Here is a 21607-nt window from a genome sequence, read left to right on the forward strand (position 1 = left end):
GTTCCTCAGTCGAGCACGGTTACAATCCGGCGCAACAGCCGGATGAGCTCGTCTTTCTTGTCCCCGACGATCGCGTCGAGTTCCTTGTCGTGGGCCGCCGCGCAGGCCGCCAGGTGCGACAGCCGTTCCTCGCCCTCCTCCGTGAGGAAGAGGGCGTAGCTGCGCTTGTCGGTCGGAATGGTGCCGCGGCGGATGAGCCCGTCGCGCAGCAGGTCGCGCAGCACGGGGGTGATGGTGGACTTGTCCCGTCCGCAGCCGCGGCTGAGCGCGATCGGCGTGATTCCGGGATTGTGATGGATGATGTTGAGGACGGCAAACCAGCCCGGCCGCAGGTCGGCCTCGCCGGTGTGGCGCTTGAACGCCTTGAACGAGGCGTTCTGGGCAAGGCGCAGGTGAAAGCCGGTGGCGTGTTCGAGCGGACCCAGATTGGGGCGCCCGTCGTCGTCGGGCTCCGGCGCGGTCCCGGCGGTCGGCTTTGACTTTGCCCGGTTTTCCATCGTCTTTTTGTTCTCCCGAGCGCCGTTTGCAGAAAGCCTGCAGCCTCCGTGAGGCGCTTCAAGTGCGCGTTCAAGCTATAGGCCAAGCTCTCGAGGGCTGCAACTAGTTTTAGATCAAACTATCAGTGGGCCGGGCCGCGCCGCGGGAGGATGTGGTCAGCCTGGCGCAAGCTTCGGGGAAGACGATACCTGCGGTCGGCGCATATCCTGCCCATCGAGCCATTTATGGATTTCCATTTGCCGGAGCAGGACGAAGTAACGGGGATGCCGGCTTTCCGCCCTCATTCCGGGTCAGGCTGCCGGACACGATCACGCCGACGCCAGGCCGAATCTGTCTGACGTCGTCGCGATCCGGCGCGGGTCGTGACCGGCCCGTGCATTCGTCGGCGCGCGCGGCGATGATCGCCGCCGGGGAGGCGAGGGGATGCAGTTTTCGTTTTCGACGCTGCCGCGCGAGGCAGCGGGCGATTTCCTGATGATGGCGCAGCGGGCGGAGGCGGCGGGGATCGACCGTCTCTGGATCCCCGACGGCGCGCAGACTCCGGAACCGTTCGTGCTGACCGGCGCGATCGCGGCCGCGACCTCGTGCATCGGGATCGGCATCGGCGTCGCGGATCCGGCCGTGCGCCATCCGCTGCAGATCGCCCGCAGCGCGGCCGCGCTCGCCGATCTCCGCCAGGACGGCATCATGGTGGGGCTGGGCTCGGGCTCCGCCCGCGCCCGCTCGGCCATCGGCGCCTCGCACGACGACCCGGCGCTGACCATGCGCAGCGCGGTGCTGGCGATCAAGGCGCTCGTCGCCGGCGAGACCGTCAGCATGGAGGCGCCGACGTTCCGCCTCGACCGGGCCCGGCTGCGCCGGCTGCCGCCGCACCCCGTCGAGCTGTTCGTCACCGCCCGGGACACCGACACGATCCGGCTGGCGGGGGAGGTTGCCGACGGCGTGATCGTCGACGGCGCGGCGACGGCCGACGCGATCTCGGCCATTCGCGCGCTGATCGGCGAGGCCCGTCCGGCGGGCGCTCCCCGACCGCGCATCGTCGCCTGGAACCTGGTCATCTGCGCCGACGACACGCCCGCCGTCTACGCCTCGCTCCGCCGCAACCTGGGCCGAACCATCGCCGACCTGAGCGACGACTTCGCGGCGCTCCACGGGCTCGACCCCGAGCTGGTGGCGGCCGTGCGCGTCGCCGTCGCGGCGGAGGATCGGGCGCGGCTGGCCGACCTCCTCACCGAAGCCGTGATCAACCGGCTGGTCATCGTCGGAGGACCGGAGGACTGCGCCGCGCGGCTCTTGGCGCTGGAGGCGGCCGGCCTCGACATGCTCGCCGTCCGGCCGTGCCTCGACATGGCGGCGTGGCTCGACTTCGACGACATGGTGCATCGGATCTGGGGAACGCTGTCGGCGCGCCGCGGCGCGCGCCGTCCGATGGCGGCGCCCGAGACGGAGGACTGACCGCCGCGGACGGCCTGCATGGGCCGGGGGCTAGCGGATCGAGAAGGTCATCGGCACGGTAAACGACATGCTGCTCGTGCCGATCTCCTTGGGGATCGGCGGGACCCGCGCCCGCCTGACCGCGTCCATCGCCGCCTGGTCGAGAGCCTGATTGCCCGAGCTGCGGGCGAGCCGGGCTCCGGTGATGCCGCCGCCGGCGCCGATGGTGAAGCTGACGCGGACGGTGCCTTCGGCGGGGCGCGCGCGCGCCGGATAGCGCTTCTGGCGTTCGATCGCCCGCCGCACCTGCACCTGGTAGGTGTTGTTCGCCGCCGCGGCCGCCGCGCGCGAGGTCGCCTGGCGCGCCTGGGGGGCGGGCTTGCCCTGGCGGCTTTCGGTCGGCCGGGCCGTCTCCTTGCGCGCCGCCGTCCGGCGCTCGGCGCGCTCGCGCGCCTCTTCCTGCCTCTTCTCCTCGGCCTGCCGGCGCGCTTCCGCCCGCCGCGCCTCGGCACGACGCTCGGCCTCCCGCTCCTCGGCGGCGATCCGCGCGCGCTCCTTCTCGAGCACCGCGCGCATCTCCTCGGTGGGCTCGGGACGCGGCGCGGGGAGCTCGAACGCCTGCGCCTGCTTCTGCTCGAAGACCTCGGCGGTCGCCAGCGGTTCCGGCCCGGGCTTCGGCTCCGGCGCCGGCGGGACGGTGGCCACCACGGTGTCGCTCGGCTCGTCGGCGGGCGCCGCCTCGACCGGTGCCTCGGGGGCGGCGGCCGCCTCGGAGAGTTCCGGTTCGATCTCGGGGTCGGCGACCGGCTGCGAGGGCGCCTCGGCCACTTCGGGCTCGACCGGGCTGGGCGTCTCGACGGTTTCGGGCTCGGGCGGGTCCGGCTCGACAGGGGTCTCCGGAGGCGCTGCCTGCTCGACCGGCTTCTGCGGCTCGGGGGCCGGTTCGGCGACAGGCTCGGCCACCTGCTCCTCGACGGGCTCTTCGACAGCCTCAGGCTCGGGCTGGACCGGCTCGGCGACCTCTTCGGGTTCGGGCTCGGGAAGCGGGTCCGCGACCTCTTCCGGGGCGGGCTCGGGCTCGGGGAGCGGCTCGGCAACCGCCTCCTCGACGGGGTCCTCGATCTCCTCCGGCTCGACCGGCTGCGGGGTCTCGACGCGTTCCTCGGCCTCCGGATCCGGCTCCGCCTCGACCGGCGGGTCGACCGCCAGCGTCTCGTCCGTTGCCTCTTCCGCGCCCGGCTCCTCGATCGTCTCCGGCGGAACCTCGAGCGGCGTCGCGGCGGAGGCGCCCGCGGTGGAGACGACGTCGGAGGCGTCCGGGGCCGGCTCGTCGAGGGATTCGATCGGCGGCAGGTCGACGAGGATCGCCGGCTCCATCGCCGCCACCTCGGGCGCGTCGAGGCGGGTCGACAGCGCGGCGAGCGCCAGCGCGGAGGTCGCCGTGAGCACGACCGCGAAGCAGGTCACCCAACCGAGCGCGCGCGCGGCCGAGTGGCTGCCGGTGTCGTGCGCCGGAGGACGGGGAGGGCCGGCCCGCGCCATGTCACTCCTGCCCGGCGGCCGCCGGCGGGGCGTCGCCCGGCCTGTCGCCCGGTTCGATGGAATCGAGGCCGACGAGCGCGATCTTCAGGTAGCCGGCGCTCCGCAACGTGTTCATCGCGCCGATCACGTCCTCGTAGCGCAGCATCCGGTCGGCGCGCAGGAAGATGCGGACCTCGCGGTCGCCCTCGGTGGCGGCGTCGAGACGGGTCGCCAGCGCGTCCGCGGAGATCGGGTCGTTGCCGAGATAGAGCGAGCGGTCCTCGCGCAGGGTGAGGATGACCGGCTTGTCGGGGCGCGGCGTCTTCTCGGCGTTGGAGGTCGGCAGGTCGACGCCCACGTCGACCGTGGAAAGCGGCGCCGCCACCATGAAGATGATGAGCAGCACCAGCATCACGTCGATGAACGGCGTGACGTTGATCTCGTGGCTTTCCTGCAGCTCGTCGCCGTCGGTCGGGCGGATCGCCATGGCGCGTGCCTCCTATTCGGCCGCGACGGCGAAGGCGCTCGACGGCGCGCGATCGAGATCGCGGCCGAGCAGCCGGAGAATGGCGGCCGACGCATCGCCGAGGAGGGCGCGATAGGCGGCGATCCGGCGCGAGAAGTGGTTGTAGATCACCACCGCCGGAATGGCGGCCACCAGGCCGAGGGCGGTGGCGAGCAGCGCCTCGGCGATGCCGGGCGCGACGACGGCGAGGTTCGTGGTCTGCGCCTCTGAGATGCCGATGAAGGCGTTCATGATGCCCCAGACGGTGCCGAACAGGCCGACGAAGGGGGCCGTCGAGCCGATCGTGGCGAGCACGCCGGTGCCCTGGGTGATGCGCCGGGCGGCGGCGGCCTCCAGTCGCACGAGCCGGCTCTCCGCCCGCTCCTTGATACCGGGGGCGGCCAGGCCCTCCGACTGGTGCAGTTCTTCCTCGGCGGCGGCGAGCAGGCGGGCCACGGTGCCGCGTTCGCCGACCTGCCGGCGGGCGTCCGCGAGCGTGCGGGCGGCGGCGACATGCCCGAGCGCGCGGCGCGTGCGGGCGAGGGCGCCGGCGAGCTCCAGCGTCTTGAAGAGGCAGACGGTCCACGTGACGAGAAAGGCGACAACCAGCCCGACCATCACGGCCTTCACCACGATGTCGGCCGCCAGGAACATGCCGATGGGGCTCAGATCGTGCGGCAGCTCTCCGCCGGAGAACAGCCCTTCCGCCTGAGATAGCAGTGTCGCGTCCATGAGCCTTCAGACCTTGTGCGTGTCGAAACCGGAGCCGGCCGCCGGCGGGCAGGGGCGTCCCTGACCGGGGCGGCCGGATCATTGGAAAAAAAGCGGCGCCGGCGGAGGGTCAGGGTCTCCGCCGGCACACGTCCGCCCCCGCCGGCCCGGATCGTGGAGGCGATCCGGCGGCCGGCGAAAGCAAGGGAACGACGGTCAGGCGCCGACGCGCGGCGCCACCGTCTGCAGGACCTCGAAGCCCTCGAACTCGGGATGCCCGAGATAGAGGGACTTGCGGTCGCCGGCGGTCTTGTGGGCGTCCCGGAACGACTGGGAGCGCGTCCAGGCCTCGAAGGCCTCGCGGGATTCCCAGACCGTATGCGAGGAGTAGAGCACGTGATCCTCGCGCTCGGGGCCCTTCAGGAGGTGAAACTCGACGAAGCCCGGCTCCTGGTCGAGATGGACTTCGCGTCCGAGCCAGACCTGTTCGAAGGCGGCCGCCTCCTCCGGCAAGACCTTGAAGCGGTTCATCGCGATAAACATTATTTAAGAATCCTTCTAATAAGTCCGGGATGACTTGTTGAGGTTGCCGCCGAGGCGCAAGTCAAGGGTAAGCTTAGCGTTCAGGCCCGGAGCAGCTTCCGCATCCAGGAACGGCTGATAATACGTGTCGAAGACGTTGTCGATATTGAGACCGACCGAGAGGCGGTCGTCCACATCGTATTTGGCGTAGAGGTCGAGCACCGCGTAGGCGTCCGACTCGAGGCCGGGCGAGACGTCCTCCTGGTCGGAGACGAGGCTGAGGCGGCCGCCGGCGGTCAGCTTCTGCGACAGCGCGCGGAAGCCGCCCGACAGGATCAGTCGGTCCGGCGGGATGGTGTCGAGGTCGTTGCCCGTCTCCGCGTCGGTGCCGCGCGAGATGGTTCCGGACAGGCCGGCGAACCAGCGCCCGGCGTCGTAGTCGATGCCGGCCTCGAAGCCCCAGAGATTGGCCTGGCTGATGTTCTCGTACTGGTAGCAGAAGGGCGGGCTGGAGCACGCGGCGCCCGGCCGACGGGAGTACGGCACCACCACCGCGCCGATGTAGTCGTCGACCTGGTTGTAGTAGCCGAGCACCCGGGCGCGGATGCGGTCGCCGTCGCGGATCACGTCGTCGAAGCGGAAGTTCACGCCGCCTTCCAGGTTGTGGGCCGTCTCGGCCCGCAGGTCGGCGTTGGGCAGGAACTCGAACGGCGGGGCGCCGCCGACGGGCGGGTGGGTGCCGGTCCAGGTGGTCTCGGTGAGCGACGGAGCGCGGTAGGCCTCGGCGAACGTTCCGAAGACGGTGATCCACTCGACCGGGGTCAGGCCGACCGTGATGCGCGGCGAGAGATGGTCGCCGGAGCTCGTGGTGCCCTGTCCGTCGAGGTCGTAGGCGTCGTAGCGCAGCGCCCCGATGATATCGAGGATGCCGACGGTCATCTGGTCCTGGATGTAGGTGCCGTAGACGTTGCGCTCGCCGGGCGGGGTGAACTCGTCGCCGCTGGAGAACGGATCCGGGTCGCCGGTCTTCACCTGGTCGCGGAAGGCGTCGGCACCGTAGGTGATGGCGTGGTGGGTCTGGCCGAGAACGACGCGCGAGGTGTTGAAGACGTCGACGCCGGTCGTCTCGATCTTGAACTCGCGCTCCGACCCGAGGCTCGGCCGCGGGAAGTAGTTGGCCACGTCGACGATGGTCTGATCGGTGGTGGTGGAGGTGTAGTAGACCTGGGCCGACAGGTCGAAGAACCGGTCCTCCGGCCGCTGGTAGCGGTACTTCAGGCGGTAGGTCTCGGTGGTCGTGTCGGTGTCGTAGACCGTGTCGTCGCCCTGGTCGTAGGTGGCGTTGTAGAGGATGCCGGTGGCGGTGATCTCGTGGCCGTCGGCGGGCCGGGCGCGCGCCTCGAACAGGCCGCTCTTGAGGTCGTAGCCGGAGTTGACGATCTCGTTGCCGGCGCCGTCGGTGTAGTCGCCGTAGCTGGCCCAGGTGCCGGCGGCGACGGCGTCGAAGGCCTGGCCGACGCGGGCGGCCACCTCGGCATGGCCGTTCACGCCGGTGCTGTTGGTCTCGTAGCGGCCCTTCAGGCGACCGGCGACGGTCTCGCCCGGCTTGAGCACGTCGTCGGCGGTGAGGGTGCGGAAGTCGACGACGCCGCCGATGGCGCCCGACCCGTAGATGGTCGACACCGGGCCCCGGGTCACGTCCACCGCGCGGATCATCTCCGGGTCGATGTAGAACATGCCGTTGGCGTTGTGGCCCGAACGCTGGAAGTTCTGCCGGGCGCCGTCGATCATCACGTTGACGCGGCCGAAGTCCTGCAGGCCGCGGATGTTGATGGCGGTCGCCGGATCGTCGGCGTTCTCGTCGGTCCATACGCCCGGAAGCGTGTCGAGGACATCGGACACGCGGCTCGGCGCGAATTCGGTTTCAAGCGTATCCCGGTCGACCACGGTCGAGCCGGACAGGGCGTCGTACGGCGCCGTCTCGGTCCGGGTCGCCGTGGTGGTGGTGACGGTGATCGTATCCAGGACGATCGCGTCCTGCGCATGCGCAAGTCCCGTCATCACGAATACGGATGCGGAGGCAAGGAGCGCGCTCCTCGTAAGCCCGAGTGCCATCGGCCAGCCCTTCTGCTGAAGTGGTCTTTTTTCCATCCGGCTGGCTGGCTTGAGCGCTGGTTCGCGATTGCTGGCTTGCCCGTCTGCAGTTGCAAATCGTTCCGAACTGCAACGCGTTGCGGACCGTATGAATATGGACTAAGTGAGTCAACAATTAGCCCGCGCACAGATTGCGGTTGTGGCAAAATGTGTCGAAGAAGCAACAACTTGGAAGGGTTCCATAGTGCCAGATCGGTGGTCCAGCGACAGCGGCGACGAAGCGGTGCGCCCCATGGCCGGGTCCGCGCCCGCGAGCCGGGGTGCACCGCCGAAGTGGCGCGTCGAGGAGCTCTGCGGAGAGGGCGGCGAGGCGCTCATCGAGCTCGATGGCGACGTCTACCGGCTGCGGATCACCGCGCGCCGGCGCCTGATCCTGACGAAGTAGCGAGTGCGGTGAAGCGATGACCGAACGACCGAGGACTTCCGCCAAGACCATCTCCCGGCGTGGCGCGATGCCGGCAGCCGTCGCTGGGCTCGCCGCGCTGGCGATGCTCGCGGGTCAGGCGCCCGCCCGGGCCGGGGAGGTGACGACGCTTCCCGCCTGCGCGGCCCCCGGGGACGGCGCGCTCGACACCGGCCGGATCGTCGCCATCGGCGGCGCGATCACCGAAATCCTCTACGATCTCGGCCTGGACGGGAAGATCGTCGCGGTCGACACCACCAGCACGTTCCCGCCGGCCGCGCTGGCCGAGAAGCCCAACGTCGGCTACATGCGCGCGCTCTCCGCCGAGGGGGTGCTGTCGATGTCGCCGAGCCTGCTGCTGGTCTCGGAGGCGGCCGGCCCCCAGGACGCGATCGACGTCCTGAAGCGGGCATCGGTGCCATTCGTCACGGTGTCGGACGAGGCCTCGGCCGCCGCCGTGTCCGACCGCATCCGCTTCCTGGGGCAGGTCGTCTGCCGCGAGGCGGAGGCCGGGCGCCTGGCCGCCTCGGTCGACGCGGGCTTCGACGACCTCGCGCGCCTGAGGGAGCAGATCCGCACGCCGAAGCGCGTGCTGTTCGTGATGTCGATGCAGAGCGGGCGCCCGCTGGTCGCCGGCGCCGACACGGCGGCCGACGCCATCATCGCGCTCGCCGGCGCCGAGAACGCCGCGGGCGGGATCGAGGGCTACAAGCCGATCAGCGACGAGGCGGTGCTGGAAGCGGCGCCCGACGCGCTGCTGATGATGGAAAGCACGGCCGCGCACAGCGCCGACATTCTCTCCGAGCCGGCGTTCCGCCTGACGCCCGCCGCCGAGGCGGGCAACGTCATCCGCATGGAAGGCCAGTTCCTGCTCGGGTTCGGGCCGCGCACGCCGGTGGCGGCGATGGAGCTGGCGCGGACGCTCTATCCCGATCTCGCCGGCGACGCGGCGGGACCTCGTCCGTGACGGCCGTGGCGACGGAGCGCCTGCCGGCCGCGCTCCCGCGCCGGCGGCGTCCGTCGGGCGGGCTGGTGATCGGCGGCGCGGCGGTGGTGCTGGCCGCCACCGTCGTGCTGTCGCTCTCGCTCGGCGCCACCGGGATTTCGCTGGATGCCCTGCCACGGGTGCTGGCCGCAGTTTGGAACGGCCACGAAGCGGCGACGCCGGCCGAGATCCGCGAGCGGCTGGTGCTGCTGGAGATCCGCCTGCCGCGCACCGTGCTGGGGCTGCTGGTCGGCGGCGCGCTGGCGGTGTCGGGGGCGGTGATGCAGGGCCTGTTCCGCAACCCGCTCGCCGATCCCGGCCTGATCGGCGTTTCCAGCGCCGCGGCTCTGGCGGCGGTCTCGGTGATCGCGCTGGGCAACGGGCTGCTGGCGCCGGTGGTGGCACTGCTGGGCGACTTCGCGGTTCCCGCCTGCGCCTTCGTCGGCGGCCTGCTGGCGACCGCTGTGCTCTACCGGCTGGCGACGCGGGGCGGCTACACGTCGATCGCGACGCTGCTGCTCGCCGGAATCGCGGTGGGCGCGCTGACCCAGGCGCTCGTCGGCATCATCATCTTCGGCAGCGACGACCGGGCGCTGCGCGACCTGAACTTCTGGATGCTGGGCAGCATCGGCGGGGCCTCGTGGCCGAAGATCGCCGCGACGCTGCCGTTCCTGCTGGCGACGACCCTGGCGATCCCCTACCTGACCCGCGTCCTCAACGCCTTCCTGCTCGGCGAGGAGGAGGCCGGCCACCTGGGCGTGTCGACCGAGACGGCGAAGCGCATCGCCATGGTGGCGGTCGCCTGCGCGGTGGGGGCGGCGGTGGCCGTCTCCGGCGTGATCGGCTTCGTCGGCATCGTGGTGCCCCACGTCATCCGCCTCGTCATCGGACCGGACCACCGCTACGTGCTGCCGGGAAGCGCGCTGCTGGGCGGGGCGCTGCTGCTCCTGGCCGATTCGGTGGCGCGGGTGATCGTGGCGCCGGCGGAACTGCCCATCGGCATCCTCACGGCGCTCATCGGCGCGCCGTTCTTCATCTGGCTGCTGGTGCGCCGGCGGGGCGGGCTCGGGTGACGCCATGCTGAAGGCAGAGACGATCGGCGTCCGCCGCGGCGGCCGCTGGCTGGTGGAGAACGTCTCGCTCGACGTTGCGCCGGGCGACCGGATCGCGATCCTCGGGCCGAACGGTGCCGGCAAGTCGACGCTACTGAAGGTGCTCACGGGCGAGACCGCGGCCGATACCGGCCGCGTGCTGCTCGACGGCGCCGACCTGGCGTCGATCCCGAGGTCGGCCCTGGCGCGCCGGCGGGCGGTGCTGCCCCAGGCCTCGGTGCTGACGTTTCCGTTCATGGTGCGCGAGGTGGCGGCGCTGGGCCTCACGGTGCCGGCGTTTCCGCTCGATCGCGGCGCGCAGGCACGCCTCGTCGACCGCGCCCTGTCGGCGGTGGGGCTCTCCGACCTCGCCGAGGCGACCTTCGACACGCTGTCGGGCGGCGAGAAGCAACGCGCCCAGCTGGCGCGGGTGCTGTGCCAGCTGTGGGCCTGCGAGATCCAGGGGCCGATGCCGATCCTGTTCCTCGATGAGCCGACGGCGAGCCAGGACCTGGCCCAGCAGCTGGCGATCCTGCAGGTGGCCTCCGATCACGCGCGGCGCGGCGGCGCGGTGGTGGCGATCCTGCACGACATCAACCTGGCCGCCGCCTGGGCGGACCGGCTCCTGGTGCTTTCGAGGGGACACCTCTACGCCGAGGGGGCGCCGCAGGACGTCGTGACGGCGAGGATGCTGGCGGACGTGTTCCGGGTGGGGTTGTCGCCGGGGGCGCTGCCCGATGGGAAGGTGCCGTTCGTGCTGCCTCAGACGGCGGTGCGCTTGGACGACGCGGAAGTGGTGGCGTCGTCGGTCTGAGGCTGCACCAGCGAGACGGACTGGCCGTCGATGAAATCGGTGAGCAGGTGACTGTCGAGGTGGGTGAGGAAGGCCTCCCACGCGCCGTCCATCAGCGGCATGATTCCGTCGGTGGTGGTGTCGCGGGTCTCGAACGATTCGAGGGCGCGCACCGCCGCGCCGATCGAGATCTCGGATGGCTCGCATGCCAGACGCACGCCGCCGCTCCGCCCGCGCACCGTGGCGACGAGGTTGGTCTTCGTCAGAAGGTTGACGAGCTTGAAGGCATAGGCCTCGGGAATCCCGGCGAGCCTTGCGATCTCGGTGATCGGCGTCAGGTCGGGATGATGGCGGCCGCACCAGACGAGAATGCGAATGGCGTTGTTGGTCTGTTGTGAAAGTCGCATGAGGGCCTTCGCGCGTGTCGCAGCCATGAGTCTAGTCGATCAAAGGCGTCCGGTCGACAACGCAGCCGAAAGACTTTGCATTGGAGCCGGGGAATATCCGGCCGCGGCCCCGATGGGCAGCGGCCGGACACCCGTCCGGCACGGCGCGCGTCAGCTCTCGAGGGTGGCGTCGAGGCTGATGTCGGCCTTGATGACCTTGGAAAGTGGGCAATTTTCCTTCGCCGCCTTCGCAAGCTTCTGGAAGGTGGCGTCGTCCGCGCCGGGAATTTTCGCCTTCAGGGTCAGCTGCACCGCGGTGATGGCGAAGCCGCCGTCGACCTGGTCGAGGGATACCTTGGCGGTCGTCTGCATCTCGTCGGCGGTGAGCCCGGCCTCGCCGAGGACGAGGGAAAGCGCCATCGTGAAGCAGCCGGCATGGGCGGCGCCCAGGAGTTCCTCCGGATTCGTGCCCGGCTCGCCTTCGAATCGCGTCTTGAAGCCGTAGGGCTGGTCCTTCAGCGCGCCACTCTGGGTGGAGATCGACCCGCGGCCGTCCTTGAGGCCGCCGGACCACTTGGCTGAAGCCGTGCGATTGATCGTCATGGAGATGCCTTTCGTGTCGGGGGGCGGATTTGCCACCCATTGAGGCTAGATGTCGTCTCCGCCGCCACCTTCAATGGCGGCCGGTCAGGAACGGTGGTCAGCGCATCTCGAGGTCGTAGTGGAACCCGTCGGTGGCGCAGAGGCTCATGCGCCACTCCACCGGGTCGCCGAGCACCGAGAATGCCAGCCGCTCGATGGCCAGCACCGGCGCGCCTTCGGCCAGGTGCAGCCGGGCCGCGGCGTCCCGGTCGACGGAGACGGCCTTCAGCCTTTCCGAAGCCCGGGCGATGCTCACCCCGTAGTCGTGGGCGAACAGGCCGTAGAGGTTGTTCGGCAGGTCCTTGCGCGTCTCCAGGCCCGGAAAGCGGGCGGCCGGCAGGCTGAGGCGCTCGGCGATGACTGGGCGGCCGCCGAGGCTGCGGGTGCGCTGGATGCGGACGACACCGTCGCCGGCCGCAAGCGCCAGGCGCTCGGTCTCCTCCGCGCTCGCCTTCTCGATGCGGACCGATTCGACCTCGCTTTCGGGAAACACGTGGCTGCCGTCGTCGCCGGTGAGGCGGAAGAAGTGGAACAGCACGCGTTCGTCGTCCTGCTGGGCGACGAAGGTGCCGCGACCCTGGCGCCGGACGATGAGGTTTTCCGCCGCCATGGCATCCAGCGCCTTGCGGACGGTGCCCTGGCTGACGGCCAGCGAGCCGGCCAGCTCCTGTTCGCTCGGCAGCATCGCGCCGGGCGCCCAGACGCCCTCCGAGAGCCGGCGCGTCAGGATATCGCGCACCTGCTTGTAGAGCGGGCGGAAGCCCGGCGGGTCCTCGGAAACCGGCAGTTCCGCGACGGCCGATCCGGCTTTCGCAGCCCCCTTCATGAATCTCTCTCCGGACGCCATTGACAACCGCTCTCGTATCTTATGTCTTATATAAGACCTGCTGAAGCAGGCTATACCATATTACGGGGAGTTGAAACGGGATGAGCGTTCCGCACCTCCTGGTGCATGACAAGGCCGACAACGTCGGCGTTGTGGTCATCGAGGATCTCAAAGCCGGGACCGACATGCTGTGTGTCGTGACCGAGGACAATTCGGACTTCCACCTCACGGCGAAACACGACGTGCCGATCGGCCACAAGATCGCGCTCAAGGCGCTCAAGGCCGGCGACACGGCGACCAAATATGGTCAGGACATCGGGAAGATCGTGCAGGACGTCGAAGAAGGCGGTCACGTCCACGTGCACAATCTGAAGACGAAGCGCTGGTAGGGAGGCGAGTTCGATGGCAACCGCATACGACGAGCTTACCTTTCAGGGCTACCGCCGCGAGAACGGCCGCGTCGGCGTCCGCAATCACGTGGTCATCCTGCCGGTGGACGACATCTCGAACGCCGCCTGCGAGGCGGTGGCGAACAACATCAAGGGCACGCTGGCGCTGCCGCACGCCTACGGGCGGCTGCAGTTCGGCGAGGACCTGGACCTGCATTTCCGCACGATGATCGGCACCGGCGCCAACCCGAACGTGGCCGCCGTGGTGGTCATCGGCATCGAGCCGGGCTGGACCCAGGTGATCGCCGACGGCATCGCCAAGACCGGCAAGCCGGTGGCGGCGTTCTCGATCGAGCAGAACGGCGACCTGAAGACGATCATGAACGCCTCCCGCGCGGCGAAGGACTTCGTCCACTGGGCGACCGAGCTGCAGCGTGAGACGTGCTCCGTTTCCGATCTGTGGATCTCGACCAAGTGCGGCGAGTCCGACACGACGACCGGTCTCGGCTCCTGCCCGACGGTCGGCAACATGTACGACAAGCTGATGCCGCACGGCATCTACGGCTGCTTCGGCGAGACCTCGGAGCTGACCGGCGCGGAGCATCTGTGCGAGGCGCGCGCGGCAAATCCTGAAGCGGCGAAGAAGTTCAAGGCCACCTGGCAGGCCTACATGGACGACGTGATCGAGCCGTTCAAGACGAGCGACCTGTCGGAATCCCAGCCGACCAAGGGCAACATCGAGGGTGGCCTGACCACCATCGAGGAGAAGGCCCTCGGCAATCTGGAGAAGATCGGCCGGGAGTGCAGCTACATCGACGTCCTGGAGCCGGCCGAGGCGCCGGCCAAGGGTCCCGGCCTCTACTTCATGGACACCTCCTCGGCCGCCGCCGAGTGCGTGACCCTGATGGGGGCGGCCGGCTACGTGGTGCACACCTTCCCGACCGGGCAGGGCAACGTCATCGGCAACCCGATCGTGCCGGTGATCAAGATCACCGCCAACCCGCGTACCATCCGCACCATGTCCGAGCACGTCGACGTCGACGTGTCGGGGGTCCTGCGCCGCGAGATGACCATCTCCGACGCCGGCGACTCGCTCATCGACATGGTCGTGCGGACGTCCAACGGACGCTCGACGGCGGCGGAGGCCCTCGGCCACCGCGAGTTCGTCATGACCAAGCTCTATCGGAGCGCCTGATCGACCATCACGCCCGGGCCGGCAACGGCCCGGGCGCTTTGCTGTTGCCGTACGGCAATCCTGTTGCCACCCTAGCGGGTAGCCGCGATAGGCATATTCCCCAAAAAGGGGCAACAAAGGCACACCCTTCGGCGAACCGCCGCGAGGGGCACGCTAAGAACACGTCCACATCAATCGTCTCTGGGAGGAGCTATCATGAAGAATTCACGTCGCCTGCTCGGGGCCGGCCTCGCGCTGGCCTTCCTTGCCGGTGCCTCGGGCATGGCCCAGGCCCAGGATTTCCCCGACAAGGCCGTCGACTACGTCATCCCGTTCGGTCCGGGCGGTGAGTCCGACATTTCGGCGCGCCTGCAGCAGCCCTTCTTCAAGGACATGTTCGGCCAGGATCTGGTCGTCTCCTACAAGCCCGGCGGCGGCGGCGCCGTGGGCTGGTCGCAGCTCAACTCCTACAACGGCGACGGCTACACGATCATGGGTATCAACCTGCCGCATATCGTGATCCAGCCGGCCCAGAAGGACGTCGGCTACACCACCGACGACGTCGTCGGCATCTACTGGTTCCACTACACGCCGGACGCGATCGTCGTGCCCGCCGACAGCGACTTCAAGACGCTGCAGGACCTGATCGACTACGCCAAGGAAAACCCCGGCCAGGTCACCTTCTCCGGCTCCGGCAAGGGCACCGCGAACCATCTCGCGTCCGTGCGCTTCGACGACATGGCGGGTATCAAGACCACCTACGTGCCGTTCAAGGGCACCGGCGCCGCGGTGACCGCGATGCTCGGCGACCAGGTCAAGGCCGAATGGGGCTACACCACCGTGGGCGCCCAGCAGGGCGACAAGGTGCGCATGCTGGCGGTTGCCATGGACAAGCGCCACCCGTCGTTCCCGGACGTGCCGACTTTCAAGGAACTCGGCTTCGACCTCGTCGGCGGCGCCTATCGCGGCATCGCCGTGCCGAAGTCCACGCCGGAAGAGCTGCGCCAGAAGTGGTCGGACATGATCGGCGAGATCAACGCCGATCCCAAGTTCCAGCAGCAGATGCTCGACGGCGGCTTCGCGCTGATGGACGTGCCCTACAAGGACGTGCCCGCCTTCATGAAGGCGCGCGAGGACGAGTACGTGAAGGCCGGCAAGTCGGCCGGCATTCTCAACTAGGTACCCGCTCGACCCTGTAAGGGCCTCCCGGCGGCGGCTCGCCGCTGCCGGGAGGATCCGGTCCCCAACCCGACCGGGTCCCGCGACCGGCCCGGGCATCCGTGCCCCCGCCCTGACGCTTCCGCTTTTCAGATCGATCATCGTCGCCGCGCCGGGCACCGCCCGCAGCGCCGGCACGATCCAGGAACGAGGCCGCGATGCTCGGAGAGCACCTGGCGCAGGCGCTGACGCTGACCAACGTGCTGCTGGCACTGGGCGGCGTTGCAGCCGGGACGATCATCGGGTCGATCCCGGGACTGACCGCGACGATGGCGGTCGCGGTCCTGGTACCGCTGACGTTCACCATGCCCCCCGCATCCGCGCTCATCCTGCTGGGCGCGATCTATACCGGCGCCATCTACGGCGGCGCCTATTCGGCGATCCTGCTGAACACCCCCGGCACGCCGTCGGCGATCGGCACCACCTTCGACGGGTACCCGATGGCCAAGCGCGGCGACGGCGACCTGGCGGTCACGCTCGCGTGCCTGGCCAGCGTGGTCGGCGGCCTGGTCGGCGCGCTGTTCCTGCTGACGCTGTCGCCGCCGCTGTCGGAAGTGGCGCTCGCCTTCGGGCCGGTGGAGTATTTCTGGCTGGCGATCTTCGGGCTGTCGCTGATCGCGGCGCTGTCGGAGGGGGCGCTCGCCAAGGGGCTCATCGGCGCCTGCTTCGGGCTGCTGCTTTCCTGCGTCGGCGTCGCCGAGATCAGCGCCGACGTGCGGCTGACCTTCGGCAGCCAGACGATGATCGGCGGCATCGAGGTGGTCTCGGCGCTGATCGGCCTCTACTGCATTCCCGTGCTGATCGATCTCGTCGCCACCCCCGACCGCCACCTGAAGGTCGAGGCGGAGCAGCGCGGCTTCCGGCTGACGGACGCCATGCCGATCGTCTGGCGCGAGAAGATCAACCTGGTGCGCAGCTCCATCATCGGCACCGTCGTCGGCATCCTTCCAGGTGCCGGCGGATCGGTCGCCGGCCTGGTCGCTTACGCCGAGGCCCGCCGGTCGGCGAGGCCCGGCCAGAAGTACGGCAGCGGCGAGCCGGGCGGCATCATCGCAACGGAATCGGCCAACAACGCCACCGTCGGCGGCGGTCTGATCCCGACCCTGGTGCTCGGCATTCCCGGCACGCCGCCGGACGCGGTCATCCTCGGCGCGCTGCTGGTGCAGGGCGTGCGCACCGGCCCGCAGCTGTTCGAGACCCAGAGCTCGATCGTCTACACCTTCATCTACGGCCTGTTCCTGGCGACGCTTCTGATGCTGCCCGTCGGGCTGTTGATCGGCCGCTACGCCTACAAGACCGTGGTGACGCTGCCGAAGGCGCTGCTGGTGCCGTCGGTCGCCTTCATGACGATCATCGGCTCCTACGCGATCCGCAACTCCGTCTCCGACGTGATCGTCATGATCTCGCTCGGCTCGATCGGCTGGGTGCTGGGCCGGGTGGGCATCGCCGCCTCGCCGATCGTGCTGGGCATCATCCTGGGGCCGATCGCGGAGCAGGGCTTCGTGCAGGCGTGGACGATCGGATCGGCGACCGGCGACCTGTGGAGCATGTTCTTCGGCCGACCGATCTCGCTCGGCATCATCCTGTTCACGCTGTTCTCGCTGTTCCTGCCGCTGCTGCAGGGCCGGGCCGCGCGCCGGAGGGCGAAAAATGCAGACTGACGCACCCCAGACCAATTCCCGCGACATCGGCGGCATGGCCGCCGCCGCGGTGTTCATCGTGGTCGGTGTCATCGCGCTCTACGACACCACCGGCTACGCCGACATCGATTCCGCGGTGTTTCCGCGGGCGGTGGCGAGCGGCCTGGTGCTCTCCTCGCTCGGCTACCTGATCTACGCGCTGGTGCGGGGGCCGCGCACGCTGCGGGAGAAGGGCGGCTCGACCCCGCGCCGGGTGGCGCTCGTCGCCGTCATGCTGCTCTCGGTGATCGCCATGCCATGGATCGGCTTCCTGGCATCGGGGATCATCGCCTTCCTCTGCCTGATTGTCGTCGCCATGCACGATCCGTGGACGCCGCGGACGATGATCCTCTATCCGGTCATCGGCATCGTCATCGTCGGCGGCTTCTTCGCGCTCTTCCGCTACGGCCTGCAGGTGCCGCTGCCGGAAGCACGCCTCTTCTGAACCAGCAACTCATCGGGCAGGCTTATGCGTATTGTGGACATCCGCGAGCGGACGGCGTCGATCGAATCGGCGATCTCCAACGCGTACATCAGCTTCGACAAGATGACCGTCAGCGTGGTCGCGGTGATCACCGACCAGATGCTGGACGGCAAGCCGCTCGTCGGCTTCGGCTTCTCCTCCAACGGCCGCTACGCCCAGGGCGGCATCCTGCGCGAGCGGTTCATTCCGCGCATCATGGAGGCGGCGCCGGAGAGCCTGCTCGACGAGACCGGTTCGAACCTCGACGCGATCAAGGTGTCCCGCACGGCGCTGACCAACGAGAAGCCGGGCGGCCACGGTGACCGGGCGGTTGCCGCCGGTGCCCTCGACATGGCCGTGTGGGACGTGGTGGCCAAGCAGGCCGGGCAGCCGCTGTGGCGCCTGCTCGCCGACCGCTACTCTGGCGGCAAGGCCGACGAGACGGTGATGGTCTATCCGGGCGGCGGCTACTACTACCCCGGCAAGGGGCTGGACGCGCTGCAGGACGAGATGCGTGGCTACCAGGATGCCGGCTATTCGATCGTCAAGATGAAGATCGGCGGCGCGCCGCTCGCCGACGACCTGAAGCGGATCGAGGCGGTGCTCGAGGTGGTCGGCGGCGGCCACAACCTGGCGGTCGACGCCAACGGCCGGTTCGACCTGGAGACGGCGCTCGCCTACGGCAAGGGCGTCGCCCCCTATGGCCTGTTCTGGTACGAGGAGGCCGGCGATCCGCTCGACTTCGCGCTGAACGCCGCGCTTTCCGAGCACTATCCGGGCCCCATCGCCACCGGCGAGAACCTGTTCTCCCACCAGGACCTGCGCAACCTGCTGCGCTACGGCGGCATGCGGCCGGACCGCGACTGGATCCAGCTCGACCCGGCGCTCTCCTACGGCCTGTCGGAGTATCTGAACGTGCTCGACGTGGTCGACCAGATGGGCTGGTCGCGGCGGCGCTTCATCCCACACGGCGGCCACCAGTTCGCCCTCAACATGGCCGCCGGCCTCGGGCTCGGCGGATCGGAGTCCTATCCCGGCGTGTTCCATCCGTTCGGCGGCTTCGCCGACGACAGCGAGATCCGCGACGGCCGCGCCACCCTGCACGACACGCCGGGCATCGGCATCGAGCTGAAGCGCGTCCTCCATGCCCATCTGCGCGACATTCTGGAGATCGACTGATCATGGCCGACGTCGTCATTACCGAGTTCATGGACACGCCCGCCGTGGACCTTCTGCGCAAGCGCGTGTCCGTCCATCACGACCCGTCGCTGGCCGACCGGCAGGCGGAGATCCCCGCACTGCTCGCCGATGCGCGGGCGATCATCGTGCGCAACCGCACCCAGGTGACGGCGGAGATGCTGGCCGCAGCGCCGAAGCTGGAGGCGGTCGGCCGCCTCGGCGTCGGCCTCGACAACATCGACACCGAAGCCTGCAAGGCGCGCGGCGTGAAGGTGTTCCCGGCGACCGGGGCCAACGCGGTCGCGGTGGCCGAATACGTGATGGCCACGGCGCTCGTGCTGGTGCGCGGCTCCTACACCTCGACCGAGCGCCTCGTCGCCGGGGAATGGCCGCGGGCTGAGCTCGTCGGCGGCGAACTCTACGGACGCACGATGGGGCTGGTCGGCTTCGGCGGCATCGCCCGCGAAGTGGCGGTCCGCGCCAAGGCGTTCGGCATGGTGGTCGCCGCATTCGACCCGTTCGTGGCGGAGAGCGACCCGGCCTGGCAGGGGACCGAGCGGGTGGCGGCGCTCGACGAGCTGGCGGCGCGCGCCGACGTCGTCAGCCTGCACATCCCGCTCTCCGATGCGACGCGCAACCTGTTCGGGGAAAAGACCATCACGGCGATGAAGGACACGGCGATCCTGATCAACACCGCCCGTGGCGGCGTCGTCGACGAGCCGGCCCTGGCCGCCGCCCTGAAGGACGGCCGGCTTGCCGGCGCGGCGCTGGACGTGTTCGCCGGCGAGCCACTCGACGCGGCCAAGGGCGGCGTCTTCGCCGGCTGCCCGAACCTGATCCTGACGCCGCACATCGCCGGCGTCACCGACGAGGCGAACGTGCGGGTGAGCTGGATGACCGCCGAAAGCGTGCTGAAGGCACTGGAGACCGGCCGATGAGCGACACCACCGTCAGCCTCGAAGTGGCCCGCGCCTACGTCGCCCGCGTCCTCGAGGCGCATCGCACCAGCGCGGACAACGCCGCCCTGGTGGCGGATGCGCTGGTGATGGCGGAAGCCGACGGGCTGAAGGGCCACGGCCTTTCGCGCCTCGACAGCTATTCCGCCCAGGCGGCATCCGGCAAGGTCGACGGCCAGGCGACGCCGACGGTAGATCACCGGGCGGCCGCGGCGATCGCCGTCGACGGCGCCAACGGCTTCGCCTATCCGGCGATCGACGTGGCGCTGACCGAACTCGAGGCGCTGACGCCGAAGACCGGCGTGGCGGCCGCCGGCATTCGCCGCTCGCACCACTGCGGCGCGGCGGGGCACCACGTGGAGCGGCTCGCCCGCTACGGGCTGGTCGGGCTGATGTTCGCCAACACGCCCGAGGCGATCGCGCCATGGGGCGGGTCGAAGCCGCTGTTCGGCACCAACCCGATCGCCTTCGCGGTGCCGGTCGAGGGCGCCGAGCCGCTGGTGGTCGACCTGTCGCTGTCGAAGGTGGCGCGCGGCAACATCATGAAGGCGAAGCAGGAGGGCAAGCCGATCCCGGAGGGCTGGGCGCTCGGCCCGGACGGCGCGCCGACCACCGATCCGGAGGCGGCGCTGAAGGGCACCATGGTCGCCATGGGCGATGCCAAGGGCGCGGCGCTGGCGCTGGTCGTGGAAATCCTCGCCGCCGGCCTCACCGGCGCGAACTTCGCGAGCGAGGCGACCAACTTCTTCGATGCGGAGGGCGCGCCTCCCGGCACCGGGCAGCTGATCCTGGCGTTCTCGCCGCCGGCGTTCGGCGGCGACGGGTTTGCCCGGCGCATGGCCGCGCTCGCCGGCATGATCGAGGGCCAGGAGGGCGCCCGGCTTCCCGGCCGCCGCCGCTTCGCCAACCGCGAAAAGGCCCGGCGCGACGGGATCGCGCTGCCGGCCGCGATGATCGCCAAGTTCGGCGCCGTCTGACGCCGGACGGCGCGCCAAGCGGTTCCGCCGCAGTGGCGGAGCGCAGGGCGTCTCGTGGTCCGATCGGCTGTGGCCACCCGATCGAACGCGCCTCTAGTGCGCCATGAACACCGGCATCGGCGATTCGGCGATCAGGTAGCGCGTGGCGCCGCCGAAGATCATCTGCCGCAGCCGGCTCTGGGTGTAGGCCCCCTTGACGAGCAGGTCGCAGCCGAAGGCCTTCGCCTCGGCCAGGATCGTCTCGCCGGAGCGGATCTTGCCGTCGGGCAGGAGCTTCAGCTCGGAGGCGATGCCGTTCTCCGCCAGCCGCCGCTGGATCCGCTCTCCGCCGGGGCGATGGCCGAGCCCGCCGTCGTCGGCGAACACCACCGCGCGGCTCGCGAGCCGCATCAGCGGCTTGGCGAAGGCGATGGTGCGGGCGGTCTCGCTCGATCCGTTCCAGACGATCCCGACCGTCGCGCCGAACGCCTCCACCGGCGCCTGCGGCACCACCATGATGGGTCCGCCGCTGTCGAACAGGGCGGCCTCCAGCGAGGTGATCGAACTGCCCGCCGCCTTGGCGCTGGGCTGGCCGACGAGGGTGAGATCGAAGGCCCGGCCGAACGACCCGAGAAATTCGTCGCCGCTCGCCGGTTCCGTGTGCCAGCGGAAGCGCGCGCCGCTGCCGACCGGGGCGCCGGGCATCTCGGCCCGGGCGAGGCCGGCCTCGGCCATCACCCGGTCGAACAGCGCATGGGCCTCGGTTTCCGACCGCTGGTCGTCCCAGTCCGGATCGGTGACGATGGCGACGCTCGCCGGGTCCCATCCGATCGCGGCGATGTGCGGCCGGCGCAGCGCGAAGCCGGTGACCACCGCATCGAACTTCACCGCCATCTTGGCCGCGAGTGAGAGAAGCCGGCCGCTGGCATCGTGCGGCTCGACGGGTACCAGGATGGTTTTCATGCGCTCTCCCCGAAACTGGATGCCCGACTGGCGCATTTCGGAGCCGAATGGAACTGCGGGACGTTCCCAATCTGCAAAATCGTCATAGAGTTGGACCCATGTTGGGCGGCGTGGTGGAACAATCCGCTCCACCCGTGCTCTAAAGCGCCTCTCTTCGTC

At 69.8% G+C, this 21607-nt stretch carries 23 protein-coding genes; 13 read left to right on the forward strand and 10 right to left on the reverse strand.

Annotated features, from left to right (window positions below; genetic code table 11):
* Window positions 1-5: 5 nt before the first annotated feature.
* Window positions 6-497 carry a MarR family winged helix-turn-helix transcriptional regulator gene (locus AB7M35_RS18465; protein WP_453961888.1) on the reverse strand — a complete coding sequence of 164 codons (492 nt, stop codon included), beginning with the start codon at window positions 495-497 and terminating at the stop codon, window positions 6-8.
* Between the two features lie 424 nt (window positions 498-921).
* On the opposite strand from AB7M35_RS18465, the gene AB7M35_RS18470 reads away from it, so the two are divergent.
* Window positions 922-1953, forward strand: a complete 1032-nt coding sequence (locus AB7M35_RS18470; RefSeq protein ID WP_453961889.1) for an LLM class flavin-dependent oxidoreductase — start codon at window positions 922-924, stop codon at window positions 1951-1953.
* A 30-nt stretch (window positions 1954-1983) separates the two neighbouring features.
* Here AB7M35_RS18470 and AB7M35_RS18475 read toward each other — a convergent pair whose 3' ends face one another.
* The 5 genes from AB7M35_RS18475 to AB7M35_RS18495 form a co-directional block, all read right to left on the reverse strand.
* On the reverse strand, window positions 1984-3474 hold the full coding sequence (locus AB7M35_RS18475; RefSeq protein ID WP_453961890.1) for an energy transducer TonB family protein: 1491 nt from the start codon (window positions 3472-3474) through the stop codon (window positions 1984-1986).
* Between the two features lies 1 nt (window position 3475).
* Window positions 3476-3940 carry a TonB system transport protein ExbD gene (gene exbD, locus AB7M35_RS18480; protein ID WP_453961891.1) on the reverse strand — a complete coding sequence of 155 codons (465 nt, stop codon included), beginning with the start codon at window positions 3938-3940 and terminating at the stop codon, window positions 3476-3478.
* Window positions 3941-3952: 12 nt separating this feature from the next.
* Window positions 3953-4690 carry a tonB-system energizer ExbB gene (exbB, locus tag AB7M35_RS18485; protein WP_453961892.1) on the reverse strand — a complete coding sequence of 246 codons (738 nt, stop codon included), beginning with the start codon at window positions 4688-4690 and terminating at the stop codon, window positions 3953-3955.
* A 195-nt stretch (window positions 4691-4885) separates the two neighbouring features.
* Window positions 4886-5212 carry an antibiotic biosynthesis monooxygenase family protein gene (locus AB7M35_RS18490; RefSeq protein WP_453961893.1) on the reverse strand — a complete coding sequence of 109 codons (327 nt, stop codon included), beginning with the start codon at window positions 5210-5212 and terminating at the stop codon, window positions 4886-4888.
* Between the two features lie 15 nt (window positions 5213-5227).
* Window positions 5228-7252, reverse strand: coding sequence for a TonB-dependent hemoglobin/transferrin/lactoferrin family receptor (locus AB7M35_RS18495; RefSeq protein ID WP_453961894.1), 2025 nt, complete (start codon window positions 7250-7252; stop codon window positions 5228-5230).
* 325 nt (window positions 7253-7577) lie between these two features.
* Here AB7M35_RS18495 and hemP point away from each other — a divergent pair, with 325 nt between their 5' ends.
* Genes hemP through AB7M35_RS18515 form a run of 4 tightly spaced genes read left to right on the forward strand, consistent with a single transcriptional unit; the run spans window position 7578 to window position 10638 of the window.
* On the forward strand, window positions 7578-7730 hold the full coding sequence (gene hemP, locus AB7M35_RS18500) for a hemin uptake protein HemP (RefSeq protein WP_453961895.1): 153 nt from the start codon (window positions 7578-7580) through the stop codon (window positions 7728-7730).
* A 16-nt stretch (window positions 7731-7746) separates the two neighbouring features.
* Window positions 7747-8715, forward strand: coding sequence for a heme/hemin ABC transporter substrate-binding protein (locus AB7M35_RS18505; RefSeq protein ID WP_453961896.1), 969 nt, complete (start codon window positions 7747-7749; stop codon window positions 8713-8715).
* A gap of 5 nt (window positions 8716-8720) precedes the next feature.
* Complete coding sequence (locus AB7M35_RS18510) at window positions 8721-9806, forward strand: FecCD family ABC transporter permease (protein WP_453962568.1); 1086 nt, start codon at window positions 8721-8723, stop codon at window positions 9804-9806.
* 4 nt (window positions 9807-9810) lie between these two features.
* On the forward strand, window positions 9811-10638 hold the full coding sequence (locus tag AB7M35_RS18515) for a heme ABC transporter ATP-binding protein (protein WP_453961897.1): 828 nt from the start codon (window positions 9811-9813) through the stop codon (window positions 10636-10638).
* Here AB7M35_RS18515 and AB7M35_RS18520 read toward each other — a convergent pair.
* The 3 genes from AB7M35_RS18520 to AB7M35_RS18530 all read right to left on the reverse strand — a co-directional run bounded on the left by AB7M35_RS18520 (window position 10587) and on the right by AB7M35_RS18530 (window position 12471).
* Window positions 10587-11024 carry an RrF2 family transcriptional regulator gene (locus AB7M35_RS18520; RefSeq protein ID WP_453961898.1) on the reverse strand — a complete coding sequence of 146 codons (438 nt, stop codon included), beginning with the start codon at window positions 11022-11024 and terminating at the stop codon, window positions 10587-10589. The two genes, AB7M35_RS18515 and AB7M35_RS18520, sit on opposite strands and share 52 nt — an antisense overlap.
* Before the next feature lie 150 nt (window positions 11025-11174).
* On the reverse strand, window positions 11175-11606 hold the full coding sequence (locus AB7M35_RS18525) for an OsmC family protein (protein ID WP_453961899.1): 432 nt from the start codon (window positions 11604-11606) through the stop codon (window positions 11175-11177).
* A gap of 97 nt (window positions 11607-11703) precedes the next feature.
* The gene (locus AB7M35_RS18530) at window positions 11704-12471 is read right to left on the reverse strand and encodes a GntR family transcriptional regulator (protein WP_453961900.1); all 768 of its coding nucleotides are present in this window, start codon (window positions 12469-12471) and stop codon (window positions 11704-11706) included.
* Window positions 12472-12572: 101 nt separating this feature from the next.
* Here AB7M35_RS18530 and AB7M35_RS18535 point away from each other — a divergent pair, with 101 nt between their 5' ends.
* The 8 genes from AB7M35_RS18535 (at window position 12573) to AB7M35_RS18570 (ending at window position 20506) form a co-directional block, all read left to right on the forward strand.
* Window positions 12573-12860 carry a UxaA family hydrolase gene (locus AB7M35_RS18535; RefSeq protein ID WP_453961901.1) on the forward strand — a complete coding sequence of 96 codons (288 nt, stop codon included), beginning with the start codon at window positions 12573-12575 and terminating at the stop codon, window positions 12858-12860.
* 13 nt (window positions 12861-12873) lie between these two features.
* On the forward strand, window positions 12874-14055 hold the full coding sequence (locus tag AB7M35_RS18540) for a UxaA family hydrolase (protein ID WP_453961902.1): 1182 nt from the start codon (window positions 12874-12876) through the stop codon (window positions 14053-14055).
* 195 nt (window positions 14056-14250) lie between these two features.
* Entirely contained in the window at window positions 14251-15213 is a 963-nt protein-coding gene (locus AB7M35_RS18545) for a Bug family tripartite tricarboxylate transporter substrate binding protein (protein ID WP_453961903.1), read from the forward strand.
* 197 nt (window positions 15214-15410) lie between these two features.
* The gene (locus AB7M35_RS18550; protein ID WP_453961904.1) at window positions 15411-16913 is read left to right on the forward strand and encodes a tripartite tricarboxylate transporter permease; all 1503 of its coding nucleotides are present in this window, start codon (window positions 15411-15413) and stop codon (window positions 16911-16913) included.
* Window positions 16903-17376: a tripartite tricarboxylate transporter TctB family protein gene (locus tag AB7M35_RS18555; RefSeq protein ID WP_453961905.1), complete on the forward strand. Its 474-nt coding sequence runs from the start codon at window positions 16903-16905 to the stop codon at window positions 17374-17376. The genes AB7M35_RS18550 and AB7M35_RS18555 overlap by 11 nt, the downstream gene beginning before the upstream one ends.
* 24 nt (window positions 17377-17400) lie before the next feature.
* Window positions 17401-18573 (forward strand): mandelate racemase/muconate lactonizing enzyme family protein, encoded by a 1173-nt coding sequence (locus AB7M35_RS18560; RefSeq protein WP_453961906.1) that lies wholly within the window; start codon window positions 17401-17403, stop codon window positions 18571-18573.
* Between the two features lie 2 nt (window positions 18574-18575).
* Complete coding sequence (locus AB7M35_RS18565) at window positions 18576-19511, forward strand: hydroxyacid dehydrogenase (RefSeq protein WP_453961907.1); 936 nt, start codon at window positions 18576-18578, stop codon at window positions 19509-19511.
* The gene (locus AB7M35_RS18570) at window positions 19508-20506 is read left to right on the forward strand and encodes an Ldh family oxidoreductase (protein ID WP_453961908.1); all 999 of its coding nucleotides are present in this window, start codon (window positions 19508-19510) and stop codon (window positions 20504-20506) included. The genes AB7M35_RS18565 and AB7M35_RS18570 overlap by 4 nt, the downstream gene beginning before the upstream one ends.
* A gap of 93 nt (window positions 20507-20599) precedes the next feature.
* On the opposite strand, the gene AB7M35_RS18575 is transcribed toward AB7M35_RS18570, so the two are convergent.
* On the reverse strand, window positions 20600-21448 hold the full coding sequence (locus AB7M35_RS18575; RefSeq protein ID WP_453961909.1) for a universal stress protein: 849 nt from the start codon (window positions 21446-21448) through the stop codon (window positions 20600-20602).
* Window positions 21449-21607: the final 159 nt, after the last annotated feature.

The organism is Amorphus suaedae, from assembly GCF_053629675.1.